Below are 24,446 nucleotides of genomic sequence, written 5' to 3' on the forward strand. Positions count from 1 at the left end.
TATGGCAAAAAAAGATATTAAGCGAAATCCAGCTGCTGAAAAAATTGCAGATTTAATTCTCAATAATTATGACGTACAAAATGCTAAGGACGTTAATGAAGCCTTAAAGGACGTCTTTGGACCTATTTTTGAGAAGATGCTTAATGCCGAAATGGATGCACATCTTGGTTATGATAAGAGTTCATCCGAACCAAAAGAAACCGAGAATCGCAGAAACGGCTATGGCGAGAAGACCATTCATGGTTCCTTTGGTGAAACCTCAATATCCGTTCCCAGAGACAGAGATGGTTCTTTCAAGCCTGTCGTAGTACCTAAGCATCAGAAGGATGTTTCAGAGATTGAAGTCTTGAAGAGTATTACCAGGAACACCCGGAGGAACGTCGAAAGGCTTGTAATAATAGTGTCTTTACGGCAGAAGAATGTGAATCAGAGCAGGCAAAATTCAAGATGCTGATGACCAGACCAACGCCAAGAAAGACGAAAATTATTGAATCCCCTTAATTTTTATATATAATTTAATTGATGGGCAATGATTTTTTGAGGTGATGTATGAGTGATTATTCATATCTTTGTTGTGGTGGACGTGAAGTTCCCGGGGATAATTTATTTGTACGAAAGATTGTCCGTTTTTTAATTGATTTTCCTACTTGGACATTGATAGGTATTGCTCTTGCCTCCTTGTATGGGATGATATTTATTGACGAATCTAAGCACAATATCAGTGACAATTTTGAATTTGCAATAGTTTTATTTCATGCATTGATGTATTTCTCTCTTCTTGGGCTGTATTGGACGAGACATATGTATGCATGGTTTTGGCGAATGTTCAGAAGAGTGTTTCGCGTAACGTCAATCTACTAGTTTAAAATTTATGTTTAAAAGCTCGCCTCGGCGGGCTTTTTTATTGTATGGAGATTAGCTATGGCTGATTCTTTTGTAAATATAGGTGTAAATGCTGACAATATAAACCACGGATTTCAGCAGGTGGCTAAAAACATATCGAATTATTCTCAGACAATTCATCAAACAATACATAATGTCAACGTTGATATGTCTGGCATGTACAGTCAGGTAAGCCAATATAATACACAAGTTACAGCTCAGTTTAATCAGCTCAATGCTTCCATGACAAGTGTCAGAAACAATACAGTAGCAACAAATAATATTCTTTCAAATGTACTAACCAGACAAGAGCAGCAGATAAATCTTCAGAATAGAGTTGTTGAGCGAACTGCTACACGAATAGGACAGTTCGTTCAAGGTGCGATGGCAAAGATAGGTGCTACCGTTGTTGGATTTGCTACCAAAATGTCGAACCTTAAGCTGAATGAAATCATCTGTAACCCTGTGTACATCAACACAGGGTTAGTTGTTTATGGGGCAAAGGCAGTTAGCGACAATCTGCTCGATGAAGATGAAAGTTTTTTACATGACTTTTCTAAAGACATTTATTGTCCAGAGCAGGACTTCATCAATCAGCGGTTCGTGGATGAAATCAGGGAGATACCTGCACACTTCAATTTGATGTTCACAGACTAACGATATACGCAGTTAGCACCTGTGATGGTTCATTTCATCGGAGCAGACAAACCGTGGACAGACACTGCATATCAGAACGTTGTCTCAAAGTTCTACTACAAGAGATACGCTTTAGAGTGTCAAAAGAATGAGTATGTAAGTAACAATTTTCGTACGAGAATACAGAAAAAAGTAGACAATATCTATCTGTGATTACGACACAAGTGTGCTTGCATGCAGACGAAGTCTGATGTGGGTATTAATTGGGTATTTTTAAAAAATAAAAAACACTTGCACATCAGACTTTTTGCGCTATTTTAAAATGTTTTTGCTGATTACCATAATGTCACAGTCAACCTCGTCGGTGATCTGTTCACAGACATTTCCCACAACGGTTCCCGCAAGTCCCTTTCTGGCGGAACTGCCGATAAGAAGCGCGGTGGCGTTCAGTTCTCTTACCTTGTGATGAATTACGTCATCAGCCTGTCCCACGCAGATATGACAGCATTCCTGCGGAATTCTGTGCTTACGGGCAAAGGCGGTTAATTTATTGTGGTTATGATTGTAAACGGCTTCGGTATACAGATCCGGAGAGAATCCCGGAATTTCAACAAGAGTTGACGGTGAAATAGGTTCGGCGGCATTGATCAGATGAATGTTGCCCTTGATAATGGTAGCCAGCTGCTGAGCATGACGCAGAAGTCTCAGATTCATGAGACGCTGTTCGTGTTCATCCTGATCATCAAAATTGACGGCAACCAGAATATTGGCTCCGCTTTCCCACTTGTGTTCCTTGGTGATGATTACCGGAATAGGGGAATATCGCAGGAGTTTCCAGTCGAGAGTTGTGAACAGCAGCTCTTTTGTTATTTCGTGGTCGTCCACGTCCTTTATCAGAAGGTCGTAGTCACTTGAATTGATTTCGTCCACAATTGCCCTGGTGACGTTGCGCTGCCATACAACCTTGCATTCAAGGTCGGCGTTTTTGGCGTTAAGTCTGCTCATGGTCTCTTCAATCATCTGTTCATGAGTTGCCATCAGCCTGTTTTTCAGATCAAGCTGAGTCTGCACGTCAAGAACGGAAGTAAGCTCTGTTGAAAAGTCATACATGGCAATCATGACGGTGATTCGGGTGTCGGGAGCCAAACTGGATATTTCCAGCGCTCTGGTGAGTGCGGACTGATGTTCGTTACCAGGTTCCACAACTGCGAGGATATGTTTGTACTTTCTCATACGTCCTCCTTGTAAACGGATAGTAGATACATCCTTATTTAAATTTTAGACAAATTTTTGAGTAAAGTTTTTGAATTCAATCTATATATTGATATTCGCAGACAGGATCTTTTTTAAAAGTGTGTACTATGACTAAAAAAAAGCGTGGTCGGGTAAAAGCAGACGGCACCGGAAACGGAGTCGGAGTTAAATGTCCTAAGACTCAACTATTTCCCTGAGCTTTTCATGATTGATGATGGTGATGTACTTCCCTTTTACGGAAATAATCTGCTTCTGCTGGAATTTTGACAGCAGGCGGCTGATGGTTTCAACGGTAAGGGAGATGTAATTGCCGATTTCATAGCGGGTCATCGGCAGTTTGATTTCGTTGCCGGAGAGATTTCTTCTTTTGAGATTGTCTGACAGATGTACGATGAAGGTGGCAAGACGCTGTTCAGCCGTCTGTTTGGAAATCATCATCATCAGATTCTTTTTTACGGAAATTTCCGCACTGATGAGCTTTAAGAGTCTTACGTTAAGTGCCGGATATCTGCTGGCAAGTCTCATGAGCTGTTCAAAGGGAATTTCACAGATGTTTGACGTCTCCAGAGTCTGGGCAAAGGAAAGATGTCTGTTATCGGCAATGGCATCAAAACCGATGAGATCTCCCGGCATGTGGAAACTGGTTATCTGTTCTTCGCCGTGTTCGTTTATGGAGTAGATTTTTACTCCGCCGGATCTGATGGCGTACAGATTCTTGAGTTCATCGCCGGCCTTATAGATGATTGAGGCCTTCTGATAATTCTTCTTGCGTTCTATGATGCCGTCGATGGCGGTAAAGGTCTGATGATCAAAACTGCCCGTGGAAAGACACAGAGAGTTTACCAGACAGGAGGCACATGAAAAATCACTCGGCGATTTGATTAGCTTTGGTCGTGAAGTCATGGTCTGTACCCTATATATCTGAATCATCATAAAACAGTCAGACAATCATAGGCTAAATACGGCAATGTCTCAAATTATTTTTTATGATTATATGATAAAGTGTGACGTTTTTCCGGCAGGGTGTGATTATTCCGCATGAGTTATTCGGAATTTCACGGACTCGGCATGAGAAGTACTGCTGAAAATCATGTCTGCCGGAACAGGAGGAATGAAACATTCCGTCTGTACAAAAACAGAAATATATTGAATAATGCAAAAAGAAAAAGAGCCTGTTTTATTTCGTCATAATGGATAACAGAGAGGTCTGCCGCAATGAGCTTGGAGAGCTGGGTAAAAGGTATATGGTTTGGCAATTCCGGGTGGAAATACTGCCTGCTTCCGTTTTCCGGACTGTACGCGGCGGTAACCTGTGTGAGAAGATTTCTGTACCGCAGGGGAATAGCCGGGAGCTATCGCAGCAGTATTCCCGTTGTCGTGGTGGGTAACATCATGGTAGGCGGCAACGGCAAGACTCCGGTAGTGGTGGCCATTGCTGATTTTCTGCAGAAGCAGGGTTACAGGGTCGCCGTGGTAAGCAGGGGATACAAGGCTCATCCGCCGGTATATCCATACGAGGTTACGGCAGAAAGTCCGGCCTCATGCTCAGGTGATGAACCGAAGCTGATTATGAAGAGAACCGGCGCCAGGATGATTATCGATCCTGTTCGCAGTCGTGCCGTTGCCCTTGCGGAAAAGGACTGTGACGTGGTGATTACCGATGACGGTCTGCAGCATTATGCACTACAGAGGGATGTGGAAATCATCGTCATGGACGGTATCCGCAGAACCGGAAACGGTCATCTGTTTCCTGCCGGACCGTTAAGGGAAGGAGAGTGGAGGCTTAAGACCGCGGATTTTCTGATAAACAACGGCGGAGTGCCGGAAAACGGGGAAATCTCCATGACTCTCAGTGTTGACGGAGTGGTTCCCTTGGACGGAACCGCAAAGCAGCTGCCGGAAAAGGCGGAAATCACGGTTCTTGCGGGTATAGGCAGTCCGGATCGCTTTTATGCCACCCTGGAAAAACTCGGCTACCGAATCATGAAGAAGGTGGAAATCGGCGATCACGAAAGGGCTGACATAAATGAACTTTTAAAAGCCGAGAAGGAGTATCCCCTGGTAATGACGGAAAAGGATTACGTCAAGTATGCCGGACAGGGACTAGTCAATTCCTATTATGTTCCGGTGTCGGCTGAACTGCCGGAGAATTTTTTCACCGAACTCCTGTCCAAAATCAGAAAGGTATCTGAAGGAAAAGGTTCCTCAGACAGATAGAATTTGTTTACAAGACGTCATGTATAAAAGTGGAGAATGACATGAAATTTACTGTGATTATTCCGGCAAGATATGCCTCATCAAGACTTCCGGGAAAACCTTTAATGGATATCTGCGGCAGACCGATGATTGTGAGAGTCGTGGAACAGGCTCTTCAGGCCGGAGCCGACCGCGTGGTCGTGGCAACAGACGACAGCCGTATAGAAGAAGCCTGCAGGGACTGCGGTGCTGATGTATGCATGACCTCAAAGGATCATAACTCCGGAACTGAACGTCTTTCCGAAGTGGTTGAGAAGCTTGCTCTCAAGGATGATGAAATCGTGGTCAACGTACAGGGTGACGAACCGCTGATTCCTCCGGAAAACATCCGTCAGGTTGCTGAACTTCTGGACAGTTCCGAGGCTCCGATGTCAACTCTGTGCGTTCCGATTGAAGGCGAGGAGGTGTTTAATCCGAACTGCGTGAAGGTTATTTTCAATCACCGTCATGAAGCCATCTACTTCAGCCGTGCTCCGATTCCGTATGAAAGAGACAATTTCAGGGCAGGCAACATGGAGGCAAAGGACGGTCATGCCAGACATCTAGGGATCTATGCCTACAGGGCGGGATTCATCAAGGAGTATGTGAAGATGGCTCCGTGCGCACTTGAATCCATTGAGTCTCTGGAACAGCTCAGGGTAATGTATTACGGTTATAAAATCGCGGTGGATTACGCGCTTTCTGATCCTCAGGTCGGGGTGGATACCGCTGAGGATCTTGAAAAGGTCAGGGAAATATTTTCCGAAAAGTATCTTTGATATTGAATTTTTATATAAATGTATGTATAAATAGCATATACATAACATTTTGTTGAGTTATGTAATTTTTTTGTTAAAGGAATTATAAAGATGGCATTTTCTTCATCAAATCCACTGTCAAGCAGTGAAAGAATTTTGAAGGCTTCAAGAGAGCATGCTCTTGAAAATACCGGCGTTTTTGCGGTTAAAGGGGCATGTTCAAAAGCCGGTATCATGCTTGGACTGTGTCTGCTTTCAGTAATCGTTACCTATGCTCAGCTGGCTTCAGGTTCTTCCCTTTCTGCTGTTGTAATGATTGGAGCCCTGATAGGCAGTATGGCTGCATATTTCGCAGGTCTGATAGTTCCAGGCATCGCCATGGTGTGCGGTCCCGTATACGCAGTGTGTGAAGGTGTACTGCTCGGTTCATTCAGTTCATATGTGGACAGCAGATTCGGAAAGGGATTGAGTATTTATGCCCTGATCGGTACCGTTTCAATTGCAGGTATCATCTTTGCCGGTTATACCTCAGGATTTTTCAAGGTAACCGAAAAGTTAAAAAGTATCGTGATTACCATGGGTTTTGCCCTGTTTGTTACCTATCTTGCCAACTTCATTCTCGGTTTCTGGGGAGATAACTTCACCTCAATTACCGATGTTTCACTGCTGGGTTTTGCAATCAACATCGTTTCTCTTGCCATCGGCTGCTTCTATCTGATGATTGATTTCGATGAGGTATACAATCTAGACGGCAACGCAGACAAGCGCTACGAATGGGTATGGGGCATGGGCTTCCTTGCAAGCGTGGTATGGGTATACATTGAAATCCTTAAGCTCCTTGTTAAGATCTCCACCTTACTTAACGGTGATGACTAAGAGTATGCGCTGATAGGATATCCTGTTGAGAAAATGGCGTTCTGCCAGGACCCCGGTAAGTTGAACAAACCTGCCGGGGTTTTTATTTGTGAAGCTGTCGTATGAAGATAAAATCGGAACTGCCTGTATGCCGGTTGGAAAGAATAATGATACATGCGCTGAAAACGAGAGGTCTGTTTATTTATTGAAGAAAAATGTTGATAAAATATAAAAATCGTGGGTTGTGGAAACGTTTTAGATGTTGCCTATGTCAAATTTTATGAAAAAACTGATAAATAAAATTCATATTATTGCCGAAATAAATAGACAATTCTATGGAAAATAATATATTTTTGTCTCGTCAGAAGATTTAATCTTTGGGATAATTACTGACATTTTGAAATTTACTGTATTTAAAGCCTGAATACGTCAGTTGCTTATGATTATGGTAACGCGTGAAAGGTGTTTTAGGAGTTATTATGAAAAAGTTTATCGCAGCATGTGCCTTATTACTCTCATCAGTAGCTTTTGCAGGTATTCCAGCTGGCTATCAGGAAGTTGAATCAGGTGCTGACAATCAGAGAGTATTCGTAAACGGTGAAACCGGTGCAGCTTTCAGCATCATGGTTCAGGCTAACGAAGAAGGTGCTACTGCAAAGGATATCGCTGCTGCCGGTGCTCAGGAACTCGGTTGTAAGGGTGAAGTAGAAGGCGACGAAACCTTCGCTGGTGCATCTGCTTGTGATGTAAACGGTCAGACCCTTGACTACGCTGTAATCGTTGGCGACGGCAAGATGGTTGTATTCTACGCAAACGATAAGGTTACTCAGGACGAAGTTACCGCTTTCACTACCTGGATCCTCAGCGACGAAGAATAATTTCCCGGTTGATCTGGAATTGAGAAACGGGGTTTCGTGAAAACGTAAACCGTAAAGAAGCCGGTGTCTGACGACACCGGTTTTTTACGTCTTATCGGAGTGTCCGTTATTTTCCTGAAAATCCTTGCGGCATGAAGGTTGAAAGACCGCAGAATATGCATAAAAACGCGGAGAAATCCAGCTGTCCGCGGTAACCTGAGGCAAAAAAACGTGAATAGTGATAATGTTACAGATGTTGTCCAGTTCAAATTTTTTGAAAAATCTGCAGGATAAAAGCCGTGGAAATGCCGGTATTGATAGACATTTTAAAGAAAAAGAATATATTGCTACCTCGTCAGATGATTTAATCCCCGGGATAATTGCTGACATATGAAAATTTACTGTATTTAAAGCCTGCACGTGTCCGCCGCTTATAATCAGATAGACACGTAAAAGGCGTTTTAGGAGTTATTATGAAAAAATTTATCGCAGCATGCGCCTTATTACTCTCATCAGTAGCTTTTGCAGGTATTCCTGCCGGCTATCAGGAAGCTGAAACAGGTGCTGACAATCAGAGAGTATTCGTAAATGGTGAAACCGGTGCTAAATTCAGTATCATGGCTCATGCCAACGATGAAGGTGCTACCGCAAAGGATATCGTTGCCGCAAGTGCTCAGCAGCTCGGCTGTAAGGGAACTGTAGAAGGTGATGAAACCTTCGCAAATGTTTCAGGCTGTAATGTTAACGGTGAAAACCTCGAATTCGCCGTAATCGCAAGTGAAGGCAACATTGTTGTATTCTACGCAAACGATAAGGTTACCGATGAAGACGTTACCGCCTTCACTACCTGGATCCTCAGCGACGAAGAATAATTTCCCGGTTGATCCGAAATCGTGAATCCCTGTTTCGTGAAAACGCAGACCGCAGGGATGCCGGTGTCCGGCCATACCGGACGCCGGTTTTTTCATCTCTGTCCGTAATATCCTTTACGCCCGCAGTTCTCAAAGGCTTTTTATTCCTTTTCATTACAGAAAAAATACCCGTTTTACTCCGTAGGGCCGGCATTAATCAGTGCTGGTGAAAAAAACGGCAAAATACCTGAAAAACCATTTGACAATGTGTATAAAAAAATGTAAATTCACTCACAATTCTTCGGAATCAACCAGAAGAGGCGCTCTTCTTAGGTATCCCGTTTAGCTAACATGCTTAAAATGCATTCGGGAAAGGGAATGAAGAGCCGAGGCAGTTAAAAACAGCATTAATTTAACTGTCGGCTATGGAGGCTGAATCCTTCAGGCTGTCACACTTAAGGTGAAGTGCTTCTGGCGGATTATTCCCCCGCCTTTATCAAACTTTCCCTTAGGTAACTCAAACCAATTTTTATTTTAAGGAGTTCATATGAACCAAGTTTGTGTTGCCAAGTTCGGTGGTACCAGTGTTGCTAACTACCAGGCAATGTGCAATTGTGCAAAGATCGTAACCAATAATCCTAATACCAAGCTTGTTGTATTAAGTGCAAGCGCCGGTGTTACCAATCTGCTTGTTGAACTGGCATCTGGTTCTCTTGATCAGGCAAGCATTGAGCAGCGTATGGAAAAGCTCTGTGCTATCGAAAATTCCATTCTTGATGATTTAGGTCGTCCTGAAGCCATTACCGCTGAAATTGAAAAGCTTCTTCATGAAATCAGAGAACTGGCCAACCACGCCATTATCGAACATGACGATGCTCTTACCGACAGAATCGTTTCATTCGGTGAAATCATGTCAACCAAGCTGTTCACTGAAGTGTTAAACAGCTTAGGCTACAAGGCCAAGTGGTTTGACGTTCGTACCGTAATGAGAACTGACAGTCACTTCGGTAAGGCTGCTCCTATCATCGAAGTAATCGCCAACGGCGCCAAGGAACAGCTCGCTCCGTTACTCGATGACTACATCGTTGTAACTCAGGGCTTTATCGGTTCAAACGCTATCGGTCAGACCACCACTTTAGGCCGCGGCGGTTCAGACTACAGTGCCGCACTTCTCGGTGAAGCAATTCCGGGCTGCGCAGCAATCGAAATCTGGACTGACGTTCCAGGTATCTACACTACCGATCCTCGTCTTGTTCCTGAAGCTCACGCAATTCCAGAAATCACCTTCTCAGAAGCTGCCGAAATGGCAACTTTCGGTGCCAAGGTTCTTCACCCTGCTACCATTTTCCCTGCAGTACGCAAGAACATCCCTGTATTCGTAGGCTCTTCAAAGGAACCTGAAAAGGGCGGTACCTGGGTTCGCAAGGAAACCAATTCAAAGCCAACCTTCAGAGCAGTTGCTTTAAGAAAGAACCAGATTTTATTAACCCTCCAGAGCCCTAACATGATCGGCGCCTGCGGTTTCCTGGCCAACATCTTCAGCATCTTCGCCAAGTACGGTATTTCAGTTGACCTGATCACCACTTCAGAAGTAAGCGTTGCCTTAACCATCGACTATACCGGCAGCCAGTCTAACGGTAAGTCTGTATTAAGTGAACAGCTTCTTCAGGAACTCAAGTCATTCTGCCGTGTTCGCATTGATGAAGGTTTATCACTCGTTGCCTTAATCGGTAACGGCATGAGCCAGGTAAGCGGTACCGGTGCTGCAGTATTCTCATCAATCTGTGATGTGAATATCCGTATGATCTGCTACGGCGCAAGCACTCATAACCTCTGCTTCCTCGTAAACGAAGATCAGGCTCCAAAGGCTATTGCTCAGTTACACCACAAGCTTCTTGAAGGAAATCCAACCTCTATCAAGTAACAGCCTGTTTTAAAGATGCCGGAGTTATCCGGTATCCGTGAATCATGAACGGATGTCCGTCATCAAGATGTGACATCCGTTTTTTTTATTCATAAATTGTGATTTTCCGTGAATGCATCCGTCATTCAATTGTGTTATTGTAATCAGGCATGAATATATTCCGGCTTAAGATATCAGGGCCGGGCGTCACTGACATCAGGAGAGAATTATGAAAGTTGTAATGATTAACGGCAGCAGACGTGAACACGGCTGTACATATACCGCACTTACAGAAATGTCCAAGGTTTTTAAGGCTGAAGGCATTGATACCGAAATCTTTTTCGTGGGCACCAGAGCCGTGAAGGGGGAAATTAACGATCTGGTTAAGGAAATTGCCGAGGCCGTGAAGACTGCTGACGGTCTGGTGATTGGTTCTCCTGTATACTATGCTTCTCCGACAGGAGAGGTTATCGCACTTCTTGACCGCCTGTGGGGAGCTGCCGGAGCCGATCTGCGCTTCAAGCCTGCCGCAGCCATAACCTCTGCCAGAAGAGCAGGCACCAGTGCCACCCTTGATGTTATCAACAAGTATTTCCAGTTCAATCAGATGCCGATAGTATCCTCAAACTACTGGAACATGGTACACGGCTCTTTACCTGAAGATGTGTTCAGGGATGAGGAAGGCGTTCAGATTATGCAGATTCTTGCCTCCAACATGTCATGGCTTATCAAGAGCATTGCCGCAGGTAAGAAGGCCGGTGTCAAGCAGCCTCAGGATGTGGAAAAGATTCATACCAGCTTCATCAGATAAGACCTGCCGGAACATCTTTTAAATTCCGGTGCCTTTTTTAGGTAATGAAAAACAACCCCCCCGCATGTAGTAGTATGTGCGGGGGGATTGTTCTCTTAAGATCACGGAGAGGTGCGGTGTTAGGCCTCTTCTCCGATGAGCTTCAGGGCTTCGCTCTTAACCTTCAGATAATCAATCTTGCCGGTACCGTTAAGAGGAATGCTTTCAACAACCTGGATATACTTAGGTATGGCCAGTTCACTGATTCCCTGTGACTTGAAGTATTCCTTGATTTCAGAACGGCTGGCTTCGCCTCCGGCGATAAAGAGCATCAGCTGTTCACCCTTCTTGGCGTCCGGTACTGAAACCACTGCCAGAGGATTGTCAGGGTACATCTTGTTAAGGGCGGTTTCCACCTGGGTAAGTGATACCATTTCACCTGCAATCTTGGCAAATCTCTTGGCTCTGCCCTGAATGTGGATGAAGTTGTTTTCATCAATGGTGGCGATATCGCCGGTGTCATACCACTTGTCTGCAGGAGGATCTATTACCCCCGGATTGTCGGCTCTGAGGTAACCCATCATTACGTTGTCGCCTCTTACCCATAAACGGCCGCCTTCGCTGATTCCCGGAATAGGTTCAAGTCTGGTTTCAATACCAGGAAGCGGGCAGCCTGCGGTATTGCGCTTGTAGTGCATGTTGGTGTTAACCGAAATAACCGGAGCGGTTTCGGTGGCACCGTAACCTTCAAGGATGCGGATACCGAACTTGTCGTTCCACAGGTTGACGGTTTCCTCCTTAAGCTTTTCACCGCCTGATACCACGAATCTTACGGCATACATGTCATAAGGGTGAGCATATTCAGCATATCCCCTTAAGAAGGTATCGGTACCGAAAATAGCAGTGGAGTTTGTATCGTACACCAGTAAAGGCACGTTCTTGTAATGCAGAGGTGACGGATACATGAATACCTTCATGCCGGTAATCAGCGGCAGCAGGGTACCGGCGGTCAGACCGAAGGAGTGGAACATCGGCATGGAGTTGAATACGGAATCCAGCATGCTGAACGGAAGCACAGCCTGCAGCTGAACAATATTGGTTTCAATATTGCGGTGGCTGAGTACCACGCCCTTAGGCAGACCTTCGGAACCTGAGGTGAAGAGGATGACTGCAGGCGCGTCGGAGTTCTTCTGACCTCCGCAGAGCTTCTGATATGATCTGTACGGTTTCAGGAGAGAGAAGAGTGCGGATACCTTGGTGAAGGTACTGATTTTTCCCTGCAGATCTTCAAGGTACTTAACGGTGATGCCGCTTTCGGCAAGAGCATCGGTAAGAGCTGAGAAGCCGCCTTTTTCAATAAAGGTTCTGGAGGTGTAGACAACTCTGAGAGGAACAGCACCACAGCAGGCCACAAGATTCTTGGCACCGGTGGAGAAGTTGAGCATGCAAGGAATCTTGCCGCAGGCCTGGAGTGCCATGAAGGTTACCACGCCGGCTGCGGAGTTCGGCAGCAGAAGACCCACGTAGTTCTCGTTTTCACTGTTTTTGAAGTAGGAGCCGAGGGCCATGGATTTTACAAACAGACTCTTTGAGGTAATCGGTTTGCGGTTGTGGTCTTCAAGAATCTTCTTGGAGGTGCTGAGGGTTTTACAGGTGTCAATGAATGAACCGAAAAGGGTATTGTTGGTCATGATGCTGGCTTCAACCTTCATGCGTGCCATGAGGTTGTACATCAGATCTGAAGCCTTCTGGGCTCTGGCCTTGCCTGTATACTGTTCGGGAACTGAGAATCTGATGGCAGGCATAACCTTCACCAGAATGCGTGAACGCGGCTTGTGACGGAACTTGCTGCCGAAATATGAGAATGAGGAGTACTGGCTGCCTTCAATGATTACCGGCAGAATTTCGGCATCAGCCTTGTCGGCGATTACGGCGGTACCTGAATATATCTTCATCAGGGTACCGGTGGTGGTGATGCGTCCTTCAGGGAAAATGGCAGGAATGTTGCCGTTGTCTATTTCCTTGATAAGACTTCTGATGGCCATAGGATTGGTACTGTCGATAGGGTAGTACTTGGCCATAGAAAGCAGAGGCTTGAAATACCACCTGCTGGCGATGCCGGTATCCACCGCATATGAGATGTTGTCATGCAGGTAGGTCCACAGCAGCACACCGTCAAGGAATGAGGTGTGGTTTGCAATGATGAGGGTTCTTTTGCCTTCTCTTGATTTGAAGTTTTCCAGACCTTCACATCTTGCGTGGTAAACAATTTCGAGAACCTTTCTTACGGCTGCTCTGACCATCGGTACAGGCAGAATGCCCACGGTAAGCAGGGCGCCGACGAGACATACGAAGGCGATGATGGCAGACATCAGGGACAGACCGTTCTGGGCTCCGAACACTGCGGTGCAGGCAATGCCGATTACGGAGCTGATTACACTGAACAGAGCCGCGGTGATGTTGTTGGCAGACATGATTCTGGTACGTATTTCATCAGGAGACTTTTCCTGAAGATAGGAGGTGACCGGAACAATGAACATGGCTGCGAAGAAGGTGATGAGGAAGATGGTAACCAGCATGTTGATGCCGCTGAATGATGACAGGTATGAGGTTACGAAATCAACTCCCTGATCGAAGGTGTCAATCTTGTCAGAACCGTATTCCAGCGGAGACTGGAAGAACAGCACGAAGGTGAAGTAAATCATCAGAATGGCTTCTATTACCGCACTGACTGGCAGGAAGGCATTGATTGATTCCTCTTTGTATACCTTTGAGGCTACGGCTGCGCCGGCACCGATACCGAGGCAGAACGGTCCCAGAAAGAGCGGACTGAGAATTTCCTTGCCCAGACCGTTAACGAAGATGTTGTTGGCAATCTGACTGAGCTGAATCATGAAGGTAACGGTTACGCACCATGCACCGGCAAGTCCCAGCAGTGAAAGATATACCTGCTTTGAGTGACGGGCATACTTCAGGTTGCTCCAGGTTGACTGAATGAACATCTTGTGGACAACGGTACTGGCGTCAGCAGGTTCCTGAGATGCAATGTTCTTGGCGGCAATGAAGCCTAAAGATGACAGTAGAATCAGAATCACAGGGAAGTAGACGTTGATTGAGGCACCCGCAATGATACCGGCAATGGTTCCCGCAAACTTGGTGATGTATGAACCGGATTCCAGGGCGGAATTCGCGGTTATCAGCTTATCCTTTCCGGTAATGAACGGCACGATACTGAGTCTTATCGGGGTGAAGAATGAAGCTTCCACACCGGTAAGGAACATGCCGAGGAGCATGCCGGCTTCAGATGAATTGAAATATGAAACGGCAATGATGACGGCGATGCATATTTCAAATATCTTAAGATTGCGGAGAAGTTTGGCCTTGTCGTATTTGTCTGACAGTTCACCTGCAAGTGCGGAGAACAGAAATACCGGAATCATGAACAGACCGGAGGCAAGGTATACCAGAGTCTGTGAATGTTCAGGAGTATTCAGCAGGGCATAGGTTACAAACGCAAGAAAGCCAGCCTGAATAAATGAATCGTTGAAAGCTCCGAGTAATTTTACCGAAAAAAACGATAGAAATGACTTGTTTGAAGTGAGTTTTACTGAATTATCCATAATATACACAACCTAACATGCAGTTTAATGCTGCTTAATTAAATGTTTTTATTATAATCTTGATCAGTTTATTTTAATTTTTCTAATACACATATGACATTTACATTCAGCTTTAGTTCATATAAGGTTAAAAAAATGTAAAAACGATACTGTCAGAGGAAGGAATGAGAGAGGAAAGTGGTGCCACTTACGGGGTTCGAACCTGCGACCTATTGTTTACGAAACAATTGCTCTACCAGCTGAGCTAAAGTGGCACTTTGAGAAAAGAAATTCCGCAGACGGAATTTTTCAGGTGAGGATGACGGCGTCAGTCGTCAGCAGCCCATCCGTATTTCAGAATGGGCGCATTTTACCACAAAAAATTACTTGTGATTACTAGTTTTTCTATGTTTTATGAACTGATTGTTAAGAGAGATGGAAAAACCGCTGTACATTCTGGCTACGGCTCCGGCATTTACCGGCTGATTGTTCTTGTCGTAGAGAGTAATGGTTGATTTTTCATCATATACACCGATCTTGAAGGTGTATTTGCCTGAATCGATGGCCCACGGTTCGGTATCGTGAGCTTCCCAGTCTTCAGGATCCAGTTCGGAGTAGTCGATTTTTATTTCACCGGCGGTTGATGAGTATTCCTTGATCTTGATGTCGTAATCCACCATCAGCTCGGTGAGTACGGCATAGGTTTCATCAAACGGAGCATTGACCATCCAGCACGGAAGCTCGTTGTTGTCACGGCCGATGGTGATTTCCAGATCCCTGTCTTTGTTGGCGTGGATGTTAAGCTGCTGCTGATGGTATGACTGCATGAGTCTGTTGGCCATCAGGGCTGAGAATCTTGCAGGTTCAAAACGGTTGAGACCGGTGCTGAGTTCCTCGCCGTCCGGACGTTCGATGATGTTGTCGGTAATCTGTACGGCCACGCCCGGAATGTTGCGGCTGTTTCTTATCATGCGGAACAGATACTTCTGTCTGTAGATAAGGGCGTTTTCCGCCATGTCATAAGTGTTGTACGGGGTGGCGAACTCGGTACCTTCATACCAGTCTGTCTGAACGAAATTACTTACGGGATCGATGTTTTCGATATCGATGTTGTTCATGTTCAGGAATCTGACCAGAACATTGAACAGCTCGTTCGGTGTCATGGTGTTGCCGTATTCGTCAGGATAGAACCAGACCTGTGACAGGTCGCCGTCGTTGAATGTTACGACATTAGGATCCAGCGGAATGAGCTTCTGAGGCGGACGGATGTCCACGTATTTGCCCAGTATGGCCGCACGGGAGTCCTTTATCGGCTTTGCGGGAATGTCGAATTCCCTTGAAAAATTCGGATGAGTCAGCTCGGCCGGTATCCTCAGCGGTTCGGAGGTATCAATCGTATCCAGATATTTGAAGCTGTTGTTGGCGGTTCTTACATCTTTGTTAACCTTGCCTGATGTACAGCCGCAGAGGGCTGCTAGTATCAAAATGCTGCATCCGTTGAGAATGCTGAATAATGTTCTGTTCACTGCCGATCTCGGTTTTTCTGTAATGAATTCCAAAAATAAAAACAGATGTTATCGTACTAGATTCACTGAATTTTTACAAGTGAGAGACTTCGTAAAAGAGAGCAGGAGGTGAAAGGAATCGGGCGCCGGGGGATTTCAGCGGATAAAAAAATACGGTGAAGTCCCCGGGGACTTCACCGTATCCTGAATCATACAGAAGTATTATCTGCGACAGGCGTTGGCATCATCAGGTAAAGCAATGTCGCCTTCCTGCTGAGCCTGACCGAGAAATTCATGATACTTTCTGGTTAAGTCATCGTTGCTGAAAGTGGCTTCGTAGATCTTTCTGCTTACGCGCATCATGTGAGGTTTCTGGTCACGTGAATAAACCTGAGCCAGACACTGCTGAGCACCCATGAACTGCTTGTTGGTTGCAATAACCTGTTCTCTGTTCTGGGTATCAGTGTTAAGAATGGTTTCAAGACTGTCGGCGTACTGGGCAAGAGCCTTCTTCTGTAAAGAATCAAGCTTGCTGTCGTTTAACAGTGATTCTACATCTGAATTGTAGGCAAGAGCGGAAGATGATAGAGCCATTCCGGCAGCTACAATAACTGAGCCGAGAACTGATTTACTGAAAAAGTTCATAATATTCCTCGCTAAATAGATTTATGAATTCAACCGTCATTTACGGTTGGTTGATAATTATTCCAGTATCTTCCAATTTTACTCTTAACGATACCAAAAAAACAAAAACCAGGTCACAATGGCGGCTGATTTTCAGCCTTACTGCTTGCTGAGGTATGCGGCGAGGTTGTCGATAACCTTGTCAAATACTGACTTGATGGCATCGCATTCTTCGTCGCCTTCGTAAACCTGAGAGCCCGGACCGATTTCACCGTTTTCGTTCTGGTATGAAACTTCAATGTGGGTGAAGCTCATTTCAATTTCCAGTTCACCGAGCACAATATTACATCTGAAGGTGATGTATCTGGTACCTTCGGCTGGATCGTAGTCAGGATCCTTCATTCTCTTAACGAATGAGAAAACGCCTTCTTCCTTGTTTTCGTTGATGATACCTTCCGGACGCACACCAACCCTGAGCCAATGACGTGTACGCGGATAAACCTGAATGAACACGTCTCCTTTAGGTGAGCGGCGACTTAAATCAACTTCAAATTCGTTGGAAGTATTATCTTCGCTGGCGAAGTCCTGGGCTGAGACTTCAGTATCGTATAATTCTTCGTTGCTCATAAAATCCTCTTTTTTTAAATAAATTAAAACGGTTGGTTACGCGGTGGCCTTCTGGGAGTCTTCCTTCAGAGCCACGGTAAGGTTAAATACTTTCTTGTCCGCGGTGGAGTATCTGCTGTCCACGCAGAAGTAGCCTGTTCTTTCAAACTGGAAAGCTTCCATGGCCTCTGCTTCCTGCAGGGCAGGTTCGATGTAGGCCTTTTCAATGATTCTGAGTGAGTTTTCATTGATGGTTGACAGGAAGTCTTCAGCGGCCCCCGGATTAGGAACCTTGAACAGACGTTCATAAAGTCTGATTTCGGCGGTCTTGCCGTGGGTTGCGCTTACCCAGTGGATTACTCCCTTAGGCTTGTGGCCTTCAACATCCTGACCGAGTGATTCAGGAATGTAGGTGCAGTGTACGCAGGTCACGTTGCCGTTTTCATCTTCCTCACAGCTTTCAGCCTTGATGATGTAGCCGTAACGTAAACGAACTTCCTTATCAAGTGACAGGCGCTTGAACTTCTTGTTGCCTTCCTTTCTGAAGTCTTCGGCTTCGATGAAGAGTTCACGGGTGAACGGAACCTTTCTTGAACCGAGTTCAGGCTTTAACGGATGGTTCTGGGCATCAAGCTCTTCAACCTGTCCTTCAGGATAGTTGTCGATAACAAGCTTGAGCGGATTGAGCACGGCCATGCGACGCTGAGCGTGTTCGTTCAGGTCTTCTCTGATGCATGATTCAAGTGCTGAAAATTCAACGGTGTTGTCCTGCTTGGTAACGCCGATGCGACGGCAGAATTCTCTGATTGAGGCAGGAGTGTAGCCTCTTCTGCGCAGACCGGAAATGGTGGTCATGCGAGGATCGTCCCATCCGTCAACAATCTGTTCCTTGACCAGAGTGTTCAGTTTTCTCTTTGAGGTGATGGCGTATTCCAGATTCAGACGGCTGAATTCGTACTGATGAGGGTGATGTTCAATGGTGATGTGTTCGAGAACCCAGTCGTAGAGACGGCGGTTGTCCTGGAATTCCAGGGTACAGATGGAGTGGGTAATGCCTTCGAGCGCGTCTGAAATACAGTGGGTGAAGTCGTACATAGGGTAGATGCACCACTTGTCACCGGTCTGATGGTGAGAAGCGAACTTGATACGGTAGATTACAGGGTCTCTCATGCAGATGAATGATGAGGCCATGTCAATCTTGGCGCGGAGACATGCCTTTCCTTCCTCGAATTCACCGTTCTTCATCTTTTCGAAGAGAGCCAGGTTTTCTTCAACGGTTCTGTCTCTGTACGGACTGTTTCTGCCTGGAGCGGTAAGGGTTCCTCTGTATTCCCTTATTTCATCAGGGCTGAGTTCGTCAACGTAGGCGAGGCCCTTCTGAATGAGTTCGATGGCATAGCCGTAGAGCTTGTCGAAATAGTTTGATGAATACTTAGGTTCGCCGTTCCACTTGAAACCGAGCCAGTTAACGTCTTTCTTGATTGAGTCGACGTATTCAACTTCTTCCTTTGACGGATTGGTATCGTCAAAGCGGAGGTTGCATAAGCCGTTGTAATCACGGGCAATGCCAAAGTTTAAGCAAATTGATTTGGCATGACCGATGTGCAGATATCCGTTCGGTTCCGGCGGGAATCTGGTAACGATGGTGTCATATTTCTTTGCTGCCAAATCTTCATCAATAATCTGAGTAATAAAGTTTGAAGTATGGATTGCCTCTTCTGTCATACCTAACCTCTAGGGTAATACCTTTTTTAGTCTTGTTACTTAACGTCAGTAAAATTCTTCTGTTTCCGGACCGTCATCCTGCGGAAGCGATCCGTCGTATTCTGCCGCACTCTCCGGTGCCGGGCTTTCAATTCGGGCTGATCCGTCACCACTATACACATGGTGCGGTATCCGAATCAATGCTGTCATGACAGTAATCAGACTTTGATTTCATAAATGCCTGAAATACGTCAGGGCAGTAACGCGTTCCATTACAAAATATTTTTTAGAAGTCCGGTTTTCCCGAAAAAACAGAAAAAACGAAACCTAACTGATTTCTTCCGGAAAATCAGCTGTTTTCGAACTGCTAAAAAATAACCGCTGATCGCGGTACGGTTCATAAATGTCCTTTCAGCCGCTGCTTCAGGGAATATAATGCACTTCCGAACCGATTAAAAGCTAATTATATGATACATGCAAGCCTATAAGCAAAAAAAAGTTTATCTTTTATGGTTCATGTCGGCAAACCGAGTGCGCGTCTTCGGGACATCCCGCATGCCGGGAGTTTTCTGAAGAAACGAAAAATACCGTGAATCGGAGAGATTTCCGTGTCTTTTCAAGGCTCCGTACAGGGCTTTTGCATCAGCCGCAAATCAGAGCGGCGCGCCTGCGTCGGACGGCATGCTCCGAACCTTTACCGGCATGTGCGGTTTACTTGAAACTCAACCCGATAGATACTATAATTACGGCCATGACATTGAAGAAGGATTACGACTACTTCGTAAGTGTTCTGAAATTAGTGTTTTGGGTTGAAAAGCCCGCATAAGTTCCTGTTATTTGTTGTATTTAAAGATAACATGAAAACCTTAGTAAGATAGATAGAGAGTAATACTATGAGTTTTGAATCAGATAAGTCTTTTAATGATTTCGTTCATTTCCCTCGCGGAATCCGTCGCAGCGGTCTTTTTTCAATCAAGGAATCTGATCTTCTGGAAGAATGCGGTGATGCCATGATGGAACTTTATCAGGGCGTTCGCAAGCCAAAGGATGCTGCTGAAAAGACTTTCGTTGAACAGATTAAGGGTGAAGCAGTTATTACTGATTTAAATGCCAAGGTATTTAAGAAGTATCTTTACGAAATCAGCCCTAAGAAGTCTCATAACCTTACCACCAGCACTGATGATGACGGTTATGATTCATCCGAAGAATCAATTGATTAATTTCAAGATTTTATTTTTTCGTTGGCACTCCGGTATACAACAGGTATAGAGTCCGCCGAAACCTGTTAGACAGGTCGCGGGACGTATCATATCTGGTACCGGTTTGTTTTTTTTCTGATATATAACATATAGAGAAACAGTAAATGCATCGTAATTCTGACGAAAAACTTGTTCAGGCTTTCAGACACTGTGGCCCGTATTTAAAGCATCATCGCGGTTCTACATTCGTAATAATGATTCCCGGGGCTACCGTGGCAAGTTCTCACCTTGAAGACATCATCGGTGATATCGCTCTCCTGCAGAGCCTTGATATCAAACTTGTTCTGGTTTTCGGAGCCAGGGAACAGATTGATGCCGCTCTCGATAAAAATCAGATTAAAGCCAAATTCTACAAGCGCATACGTATCGCCGACGACGAAACCTTTGAGGTAATCAAGAGAGTATGCGGACAGATGCAGATTGATCTGACCTCCAAGCTTTCAATGGGCCTTATCAACACCCCGATGCAGGGGAGCCGTCTGAATGTAATCAGCGGCAACTTCGTAACCAGCAGACCAATCGGTGTTGTTGACGGCATCGACTATATGCACAGCGGTATCATCAGACGTGTTGACGCCGACAATATCCTACGTGAAATCAACAATCACTCAATCGTTCTCATTTCACCTGTGGGCTATTCCGTTACCGGTGAATGCTTCAGCGTGAACAGTGAAGAGGTTGCCGCCAAGGTGGCCGTTGCCATCAAGGCCAACAAGCTCATTACCTTCTGTTCAAACGACGAGCTTCTGGTTAATGAAAAGGGTGACGTTATCGCGGAAATGTTCCCTGATGAAGCTCAGAAGTATCTGGAACAGATCGATGCGGATGTTCACAACAGTACCTACAGATATCTCAAGGCATCCATCTACAGCTGTAACGGCGGGGTGGAAAGATGTCATCTGGTTTCCCATGAACAGGACGGCGCCATCATTCAGGAACTCTTCACCAGAGACGGTATCGGTACCCAGATCGTTAAGCAGAGTGCCGAACAGGTAAGTCAGGCAACCATCAATGATATTCCTTCTCTGATGGAACTCATCAGACCTCTGGAACAGGAAGGCATTCTTGTTCACAGACCTCGTGAACAGCTGGAAATGGAAATCGAAAACTATGTCGTAATCAAGCGTGACGGCATGGTTATAGCCTCCGCCGCTCTCTACAGCTATGAGGAAAAGATGGGCGAACTGGCATGCGTGGCCATTCATCCTGACTACAGAGGTTCTTCAAGAGGCGACATCCTCATCAACAAGATTGAGGAACTTGCCCGCAGCAAGGGACTCAAGCAGCTGTTCGTTCTCACAACCAAGTCTGCTCATTTCTTCCTTGAAAAGGGCTTCGTACCTGGAACAATTGAAGATCTTCCTGCAAAGAAGAGAGAACATTACAACTATCAGCGTATGTCCAAGATTCTGTTCAGACAGATTAAGGACTGATTTCAGGGGAATGACGGCATTTACTGCCGTTATCAGGAAAAGTGGTGGATTCCGACAGGAATCTCACCATTTTTTTTGAAAAATAACCTGGTGTTAACCTAAATATGAAATGGATTTCAAGGATTATATTAGACTTATGTAGTACCATACACGCATAGGATATGTCTGAGATAAACAATAAGAAAAAATTCTGCAATGGCCACGATAAAGATAATTGATTCACTGACTCAGTTTCTGTCTCGTAAAAAAATAACCATCCAGTGTCATAACTTCCCGGATGCCGATACCATAGGCGCCGGTTTCGCGCTGTGGAGGTATTTTACTGATCACGGAATTGATACCCGCCTGGTTTACGGCGGTTCACACGTTATTTCAAAAAGCAATCTGTGCATGTTTGTGGACAGACTGCACATACCGATTGAACATGTTGCCGATGACTTCAGGGCTGATGGTCTGCTGATAACAGTGGACTGTCAGTACTACAGCTCCAATATCGAACATATTGAAGCTGACGAGGTTCTGATGATTGACCACCACAGACAGGGCGAGAATATTGAAAAGATTACAGGCTCCGACATCAGATGCTTCTCCTGCATCAAGGAACAGTACGGAAGCTGTGCCTCCGTGGTCTATCAGCTGTTCCAGAAGTCAAACTACAGCATGAGTCTTCAGACCTCTACGGCGCTTTACTATGGCCTCTACATGGATACCAACGAGTTTTCGGAAGTAAGACATCCTGCGGATCGTGAAGCCCGTGATGAACTGGTTTTTGATGACCGCATCTTTACTCTTCTCAAAAATTCAAACTTAAGTCCCGAGGAGCTCAGACAGGCCGGAGCCTCACTGCAGAACTACGATTCCAGAGGAAGACTCGCGGTTATCGAGTCCGTACAGTGTGATCCCAATGTTCTGGGAATGATTGCGGATATGATGATAAGAGTGGAGAACATAACCACTGCCATAGTATTCAACAGACTCAGCGGCAGTGACTATGATCCGGAACATTCAGAGATCTACAAGTTTTCCGTAAGAACCTGTGTCGGCGAGGTGAGAGCCAATGAACTGGCGGAGCTGATTGTGGCTCCGAGAGTGAATTCTGTCCGTATAGGCGGCGGTGGCGGTCACCGTCTGAAAGCAGGCGGCAGGGTAAGCGTTGAACTGTTTGCCAGATACCTTGAGGAAACAGGTTCTGATTTTACATTCAATGATTACCTGTATCAGGTTTTTGAGGAATATTCATCTGCCGCCAAGATCATCTACTCCGATAACTACGATCTGAACGAGCTGCTGCCTTATGCCGAAAGGTATGAGGAAACGGAATACGTGATGGGATACGTATGCAGTACGGAAATCGCTGAAGAGGGCAGACATCTGCTTATCCGCAGCAGATTCGGTGACGTCAGGGAAAAGGTCAGTCCGGATCTGTACATAATGGTAAACGGACGCGGTGACGTGGTTACCGTACCCCGCAAGGAATTCAGCCAGCGTTACTGTGACTGTGCCGGTCCGCTGAACATGGTTGAGTTCTCCAAATATGATGAGCCTAGAATAGTTATAGATCAGAGTGGCAGAAAGTTTTATCTCAAGGATAAGCTTCACTGCTGTACCTTCAGACAGCCTCAGTATGTGTGGGTGGTGCCTATTGAAAGACTCGGCCGTCCTGTCAAGCTGGTTGATTCCAAATGGGCAAGTTCTGACTTCAGATTCGGTAACATCAGTGATTATCTGATTATCAATGAAAAGAATCCTTCAGAAATAACCATCTCGGATCCCGGCAGATTCAGAGCCGTGTACAAGAAGACGGTCAGATAGATAATTGTGCCGAAAAACAGTCAGATAAGAAATACCGGTGCGTTGCATATTTTACTGGATAAAACCGCATGGATTAAGGTTTGTTCACTGATATTCAAGTGGAAACTTGAGATATTTAAAATAAGAATCAATCATCCTGTCGATGACGGGATTTTTGATTCCTTCTCTTTTCAGTTCTTCTTTTTTTTCTTTCCAAAGAACTGTTGGATCTGCATTATTCATAAAATCTACTCCATTAAGAAAATGTACACCAAAGTACATGCCTTAAAAACAGTGGAGTTTTAAGGGAAATAAATTATTTTGAAGGTAAAGTCACTTTAAATATACAGCTGTGCAGTGTTTTCATTTTTATCTTTCTCAATTTAGTTTTCGTTAAAGTATAACGGTATTTCACTGTGTTTGTTTTACGGATGTACCAGACTGTGCTTCATAAGAAATATTTACGCATGTGTCATGTCTGGCTTTGAGGCGGGACAGAATGTTAAAGTTTATAAGTATCGGTTCAGAATTATTTCATGAATTAATTTAAAGCAACAGACAATATGAAACGACCTCCACGAAAGAATGTAAAAACGTGGATTTACCGTGTAAACTGTAGATGTTTGTAAACAGATACGGATTTACCGCAAACATTAAATGAAGGTCGTTATGAATAAGATAATATATATTGGAATGGATGTCCACTCTTCTAACTTTACTTTGTGCTCTTTTGAACCGGGTTACGGCATGACCGAGGATAAGATATTCGGTCAGGTGCAGTTTAAAGAAGACTTAATAAAAAACACCGAAAAGTATATCAACAATCTGAAATCACAGAGAAAAGACATCGATATTGTATGTGGTTACGAAGCCGGTTGCCTTGGTTATGTTCCCTGCAGAGAAT

General features: G+C 45.0%; 20 protein-coding genes, 1 tRNA gene, 1 pseudogene and 1 riboswitch. Of the genes and pseudogenes, 13 read left to right on the forward strand and 9 right to left on the reverse strand.

What is annotated here, in order from left to right; genetic code table 11:
* Position 1: 1 nt before the first annotated feature.
* Together BMY80_RS08810 and BMY80_RS08820 are read left to right on the forward strand one after the other, a co-directional pair.
* Positions 2-343 (forward strand): annotated as a pseudogene (locus tag BMY80_RS08810) (transposase); the annotation flags it as partial.
* 578 nt (positions 344-921) lie between these two features.
* On the forward strand, positions 922-1,539 hold the full coding sequence (locus BMY80_RS08820) for a hypothetical protein (RefSeq protein ID WP_093142901.1): 618 nt from the start codon (positions 922-924) through the stop codon (positions 1,537-1,539).
* A 291-nt stretch (positions 1,540-1,830) separates the two neighbouring features.
* On the opposite strand, the gene uspE is transcribed toward BMY80_RS08820, so the two are convergent.
* Complete coding sequence (uspE, locus tag BMY80_RS08825; RefSeq protein WP_093142904.1) at positions 1,831-2,751, reverse strand: universal stress protein UspE; 921 nt, start codon at positions 2,749-2,751, stop codon at positions 1,831-1,833.
* 195 nt (positions 2,752-2,946) lie between these two features.
* The gene (fnr, locus tag BMY80_RS08830) at positions 2,947-3,675 is read right to left on the reverse strand and encodes a fumarate/nitrate reduction transcriptional regulator Fnr (RefSeq protein WP_037318424.1); all 729 of its coding nucleotides are present in this window, start codon (positions 3,673-3,675) and stop codon (positions 2,947-2,949) included.
* A gap of 312 nt (positions 3,676-3,987) precedes the next feature.
* On the opposite strand from fnr, the gene lpxK reads away from it, so the two are divergent.
* The 7 genes from lpxK to BMY80_RS08870 all read left to right on the forward strand — a co-directional run bounded on the left by lpxK (position 3,988) and on the right by BMY80_RS08870 (position 11,042).
* Entirely contained in the window at positions 3,988-4,989 is a 1,002-nt protein-coding gene (gene lpxK / locus BMY80_RS08835) for a tetraacyldisaccharide 4'-kinase (protein ID WP_093142907.1), read from the forward strand.
* Positions 4,990-5,030: 41 nt separating this feature from the next.
* The gene (kdsB, locus tag BMY80_RS08840) at positions 5,031-5,786 is read left to right on the forward strand and encodes a 3-deoxy-manno-octulosonate cytidylyltransferase (protein ID WP_031578306.1); all 756 of its coding nucleotides are present in this window, start codon (positions 5,031-5,033) and stop codon (positions 5,784-5,786) included.
* Positions 5,787-5,876: 90 nt separating this feature from the next.
* On the forward strand, positions 5,877-6,641 hold the full coding sequence (locus tag BMY80_RS08845) for a Bax inhibitor-1/YccA family membrane protein (protein WP_093142909.1): 765 nt from the start codon (positions 5,877-5,879) through the stop codon (positions 6,639-6,641).
* A gap of 458 nt (positions 6,642-7,099) precedes the next feature.
* On the forward strand, positions 7,100-7,498 hold the full coding sequence (locus BMY80_RS08850) for a hypothetical protein (RefSeq protein WP_031578304.1): 399 nt from the start codon (positions 7,100-7,102) through the stop codon (positions 7,496-7,498).
* Positions 7,499-7,950: 452 nt separating this feature from the next.
* On the forward strand, positions 7,951-8,349 hold the full coding sequence (locus tag BMY80_RS08860) for a hypothetical protein (RefSeq protein WP_093142914.1): 399 nt from the start codon (positions 7,951-7,953) through the stop codon (positions 8,347-8,349).
* A gap of 286 nt (positions 8,350-8,635) precedes the next feature.
* Positions 8,636-8,807: riboswitch (Lysine riboswitch) on the forward strand.
* A 68-nt stretch (positions 8,808-8,875) separates the two neighbouring features.
* Positions 8,876-10,252, forward strand: a complete 1,377-nt coding sequence (gene lysC / locus BMY80_RS08865) for a lysine-sensitive aspartokinase 3 (RefSeq protein ID WP_031578302.1) — start codon at positions 8,876-8,878, stop codon at positions 10,250-10,252.
* Positions 10,253-10,460: 208 nt separating this feature from the next.
* Entirely contained in the window at positions 10,461-11,042 is a 582-nt protein-coding gene (locus tag BMY80_RS08870) for a flavodoxin family protein (protein WP_031578301.1), read from the forward strand.
* A gap of 119 nt (positions 11,043-11,161) precedes the next feature.
* Here BMY80_RS08870 and BMY80_RS08875 read toward each other — a convergent pair whose 3' ends face one another.
* The 6 genes from BMY80_RS08875 to glnS form a co-directional block, all read right to left on the reverse strand.
* Positions 11,162-14,641: an MFS transporter gene (locus tag BMY80_RS08875; RefSeq protein ID WP_093142917.1), complete on the reverse strand. Its 3,480-nt coding sequence runs from the start codon at positions 14,639-14,641 to the stop codon at positions 11,162-11,164.
* 178 nt (positions 14,642-14,819) lie between these two features.
* Positions 14,820-14,895 (reverse strand) — tRNA-Thr (locus BMY80_RS08880).
* Positions 14,896-15,003: 108 nt separating this feature from the next.
* Positions 15,004-16,104, reverse strand: a complete 1,101-nt coding sequence (gene bamC, locus BMY80_RS08885; protein WP_218140349.1) for an outer membrane protein assembly factor BamC — start codon at positions 16,102-16,104, stop codon at positions 15,004-15,006.
* Between the two features lie 243 nt (positions 16,105-16,347).
* A complete protein-coding gene (locus tag BMY80_RS08890; protein WP_093142922.1) occupies positions 16,348-16,770 on the reverse strand; it encodes a hypothetical protein in 423 nt (140 codons plus the stop codon).
* Positions 16,771-16,908: 138 nt separating this feature from the next.
* Entirely contained in the window at positions 16,909-17,376 is a 468-nt protein-coding gene (locus BMY80_RS08895) for a hypothetical protein (protein ID WP_031578297.1), read from the reverse strand.
* A gap of 36 nt (positions 17,377-17,412) precedes the next feature.
* Positions 17,413-19,080, reverse strand: coding sequence for a glutamine--tRNA ligase (glnS, locus tag BMY80_RS08900; RefSeq protein WP_093142925.1), 1,668 nt, complete (start codon positions 19,078-19,080; stop codon positions 17,413-17,415).
* 872 nt (positions 19,081-19,952) lie between these two features.
* On the opposite strand from glnS, the gene BMY80_RS08905 reads away from it, so the two are divergent.
* The 3 genes from BMY80_RS08905 (at position 19,953) to BMY80_RS08915 (ending at position 23,563) form a co-directional block, all read left to right on the forward strand.
* Positions 19,953-20,279, forward strand: coding sequence for a MaoP family protein (locus tag BMY80_RS08905; RefSeq protein WP_093142927.1), 327 nt, complete (start codon positions 19,953-19,955; stop codon positions 20,277-20,279).
* 143 nt (positions 20,280-20,422) lie between these two features.
* Positions 20,423-21,751, forward strand: a complete 1,329-nt coding sequence (gene argA / locus BMY80_RS08910; RefSeq protein WP_031578294.1) for an amino-acid N-acetyltransferase — start codon at positions 20,423-20,425, stop codon at positions 21,749-21,751.
* A gap of 195 nt (positions 21,752-21,946) precedes the next feature.
* Positions 21,947-23,563: a DHH family phosphoesterase gene (locus tag BMY80_RS08915; RefSeq protein WP_093142930.1), complete on the forward strand. Its 1,617-nt coding sequence runs from the start codon at positions 21,947-21,949 to the stop codon at positions 23,561-23,563.
* 84 nt (positions 23,564-23,647) lie between these two features.
* On the opposite strand, the gene BMY80_RS12255 is transcribed toward BMY80_RS08915, so the two are convergent.
* A complete protein-coding gene (locus BMY80_RS12255) occupies positions 23,648-23,785 on the reverse strand; it encodes a hypothetical protein (RefSeq protein ID WP_177178549.1) in 138 nt (45 codons plus the stop codon).
* Positions 23,786-24,211: 426 nt separating this feature from the next.
* On the opposite strand from BMY80_RS12255, the gene BMY80_RS08920 reads away from it, so the two are divergent.
* The coding region (locus tag BMY80_RS08920; RefSeq protein ID WP_425441300.1) for a hypothetical protein at positions 24,212-24,446 on the forward strand (235 nt) is incomplete at its 3' end.

The organism is Ruminobacter amylophilus (genome assembly GCF_900115655.1).
GTDB classification, from domain to species: domain Bacteria; phylum Pseudomonadota; class Gammaproteobacteria; order Enterobacterales; family Succinivibrionaceae; genus Ruminobacter; species Ruminobacter amylophilus.

Bases quoted from the DNA above. Each gene is read 5' to 3' on its own strand.
- BMY80_RS08875 (WP_093142917.1), bottom strand. From the start codon at position 14,641: ATGGATAATTCAGTAAAACTCACTTCAAACAAGTCATTTCTATCGTTT.
- fnr (WP_037318424.1), bottom strand. From the start codon at position 3,675: ATGACTTCACGACCAAAGCTAATCAAATCGCCGAGTGATTTTTCATGT.
- BMY80_RS08890 (WP_093142922.1), bottom strand. From the start codon at position 16,770: ATGAACTTTTTCAGTAAATCAGTTCTCGGCTCAGTTATTGTAGCTGCC.
- lysC (WP_031578302.1), top strand. From the start codon at position 8,876: ATGAACCAAGTTTGTGTTGCCAAGTTCGGTGGTACCAGTGTTGCTAAC.
- BMY80_RS08905 (WP_093142927.1), top strand. From the start codon at position 19,953: ATGAGTTTTGAATCAGATAAGTCTTTTAATGATTTCGTTCATTTCCCT.
- kdsB (WP_031578306.1), top strand. From the start codon at position 5,031: ATGAAATTTACTGTGATTATTCCGGCAAGATATGCCTCATCAAGACTT.
- glnS (WP_093142925.1), bottom strand. From the start codon at position 19,080: ATGACAGAAGAGGCAATCCATACTTCAAACTTTATTACTCAGATTATT.
- BMY80_RS08850 (WP_031578304.1), top strand. From the start codon at position 7,100: ATGAAAAAGTTTATCGCAGCATGTGCCTTATTACTCTCATCAGTAGCT.
- lpxK (WP_093142907.1), top strand. From the start codon at position 3,988: ATGAGCTTGGAGAGCTGGGTAAAAGGTATATGGTTTGGCAATTCCGGG.
- argA (WP_031578294.1), top strand. From the start codon at position 20,423: ATGCATCGTAATTCTGACGAAAAACTTGTTCAGGCTTTCAGACACTGT.
- BMY80_RS08820 (WP_093142901.1), top strand. From the start codon at position 922: ATGGCTGATTCTTTTGTAAATATAGGTGTAAATGCTGACAATATAAAC.
- BMY80_RS08895 (WP_031578297.1), bottom strand. From the start codon at position 17,376: ATGAGCAACGAAGAATTATACGATACTGAAGTCTCAGCCCAGGACTTC.
- BMY80_RS08915 (WP_093142930.1), top strand. From the start codon at position 21,947: ATGGCCACGATAAAGATAATTGATTCACTGACTCAGTTTCTGTCTCGT.
- BMY80_RS08860 (WP_093142914.1), top strand. From the start codon at position 7,951: ATGAAAAAATTTATCGCAGCATGCGCCTTATTACTCTCATCAGTAGCT.
- BMY80_RS08870 (WP_031578301.1), top strand. From the start codon at position 10,461: ATGAAAGTTGTAATGATTAACGGCAGCAGACGTGAACACGGCTGTACA.
- BMY80_RS08845 (WP_093142909.1), top strand. From the start codon at position 5,877: ATGGCATTTTCTTCATCAAATCCACTGTCAAGCAGTGAAAGAATTTTG.
- uspE (WP_093142904.1), bottom strand. From the start codon at position 2,751: ATGAGAAAGTACAAACATATCCTCGCAGTTGTGGAACCTGGTAACGAA.
- BMY80_RS12255 (WP_177178549.1), bottom strand. From the start codon at position 23,785: ATGAATAATGCAGATCCAACAGTTCTTTGGAAAGAAAAAAAAGAAGAA.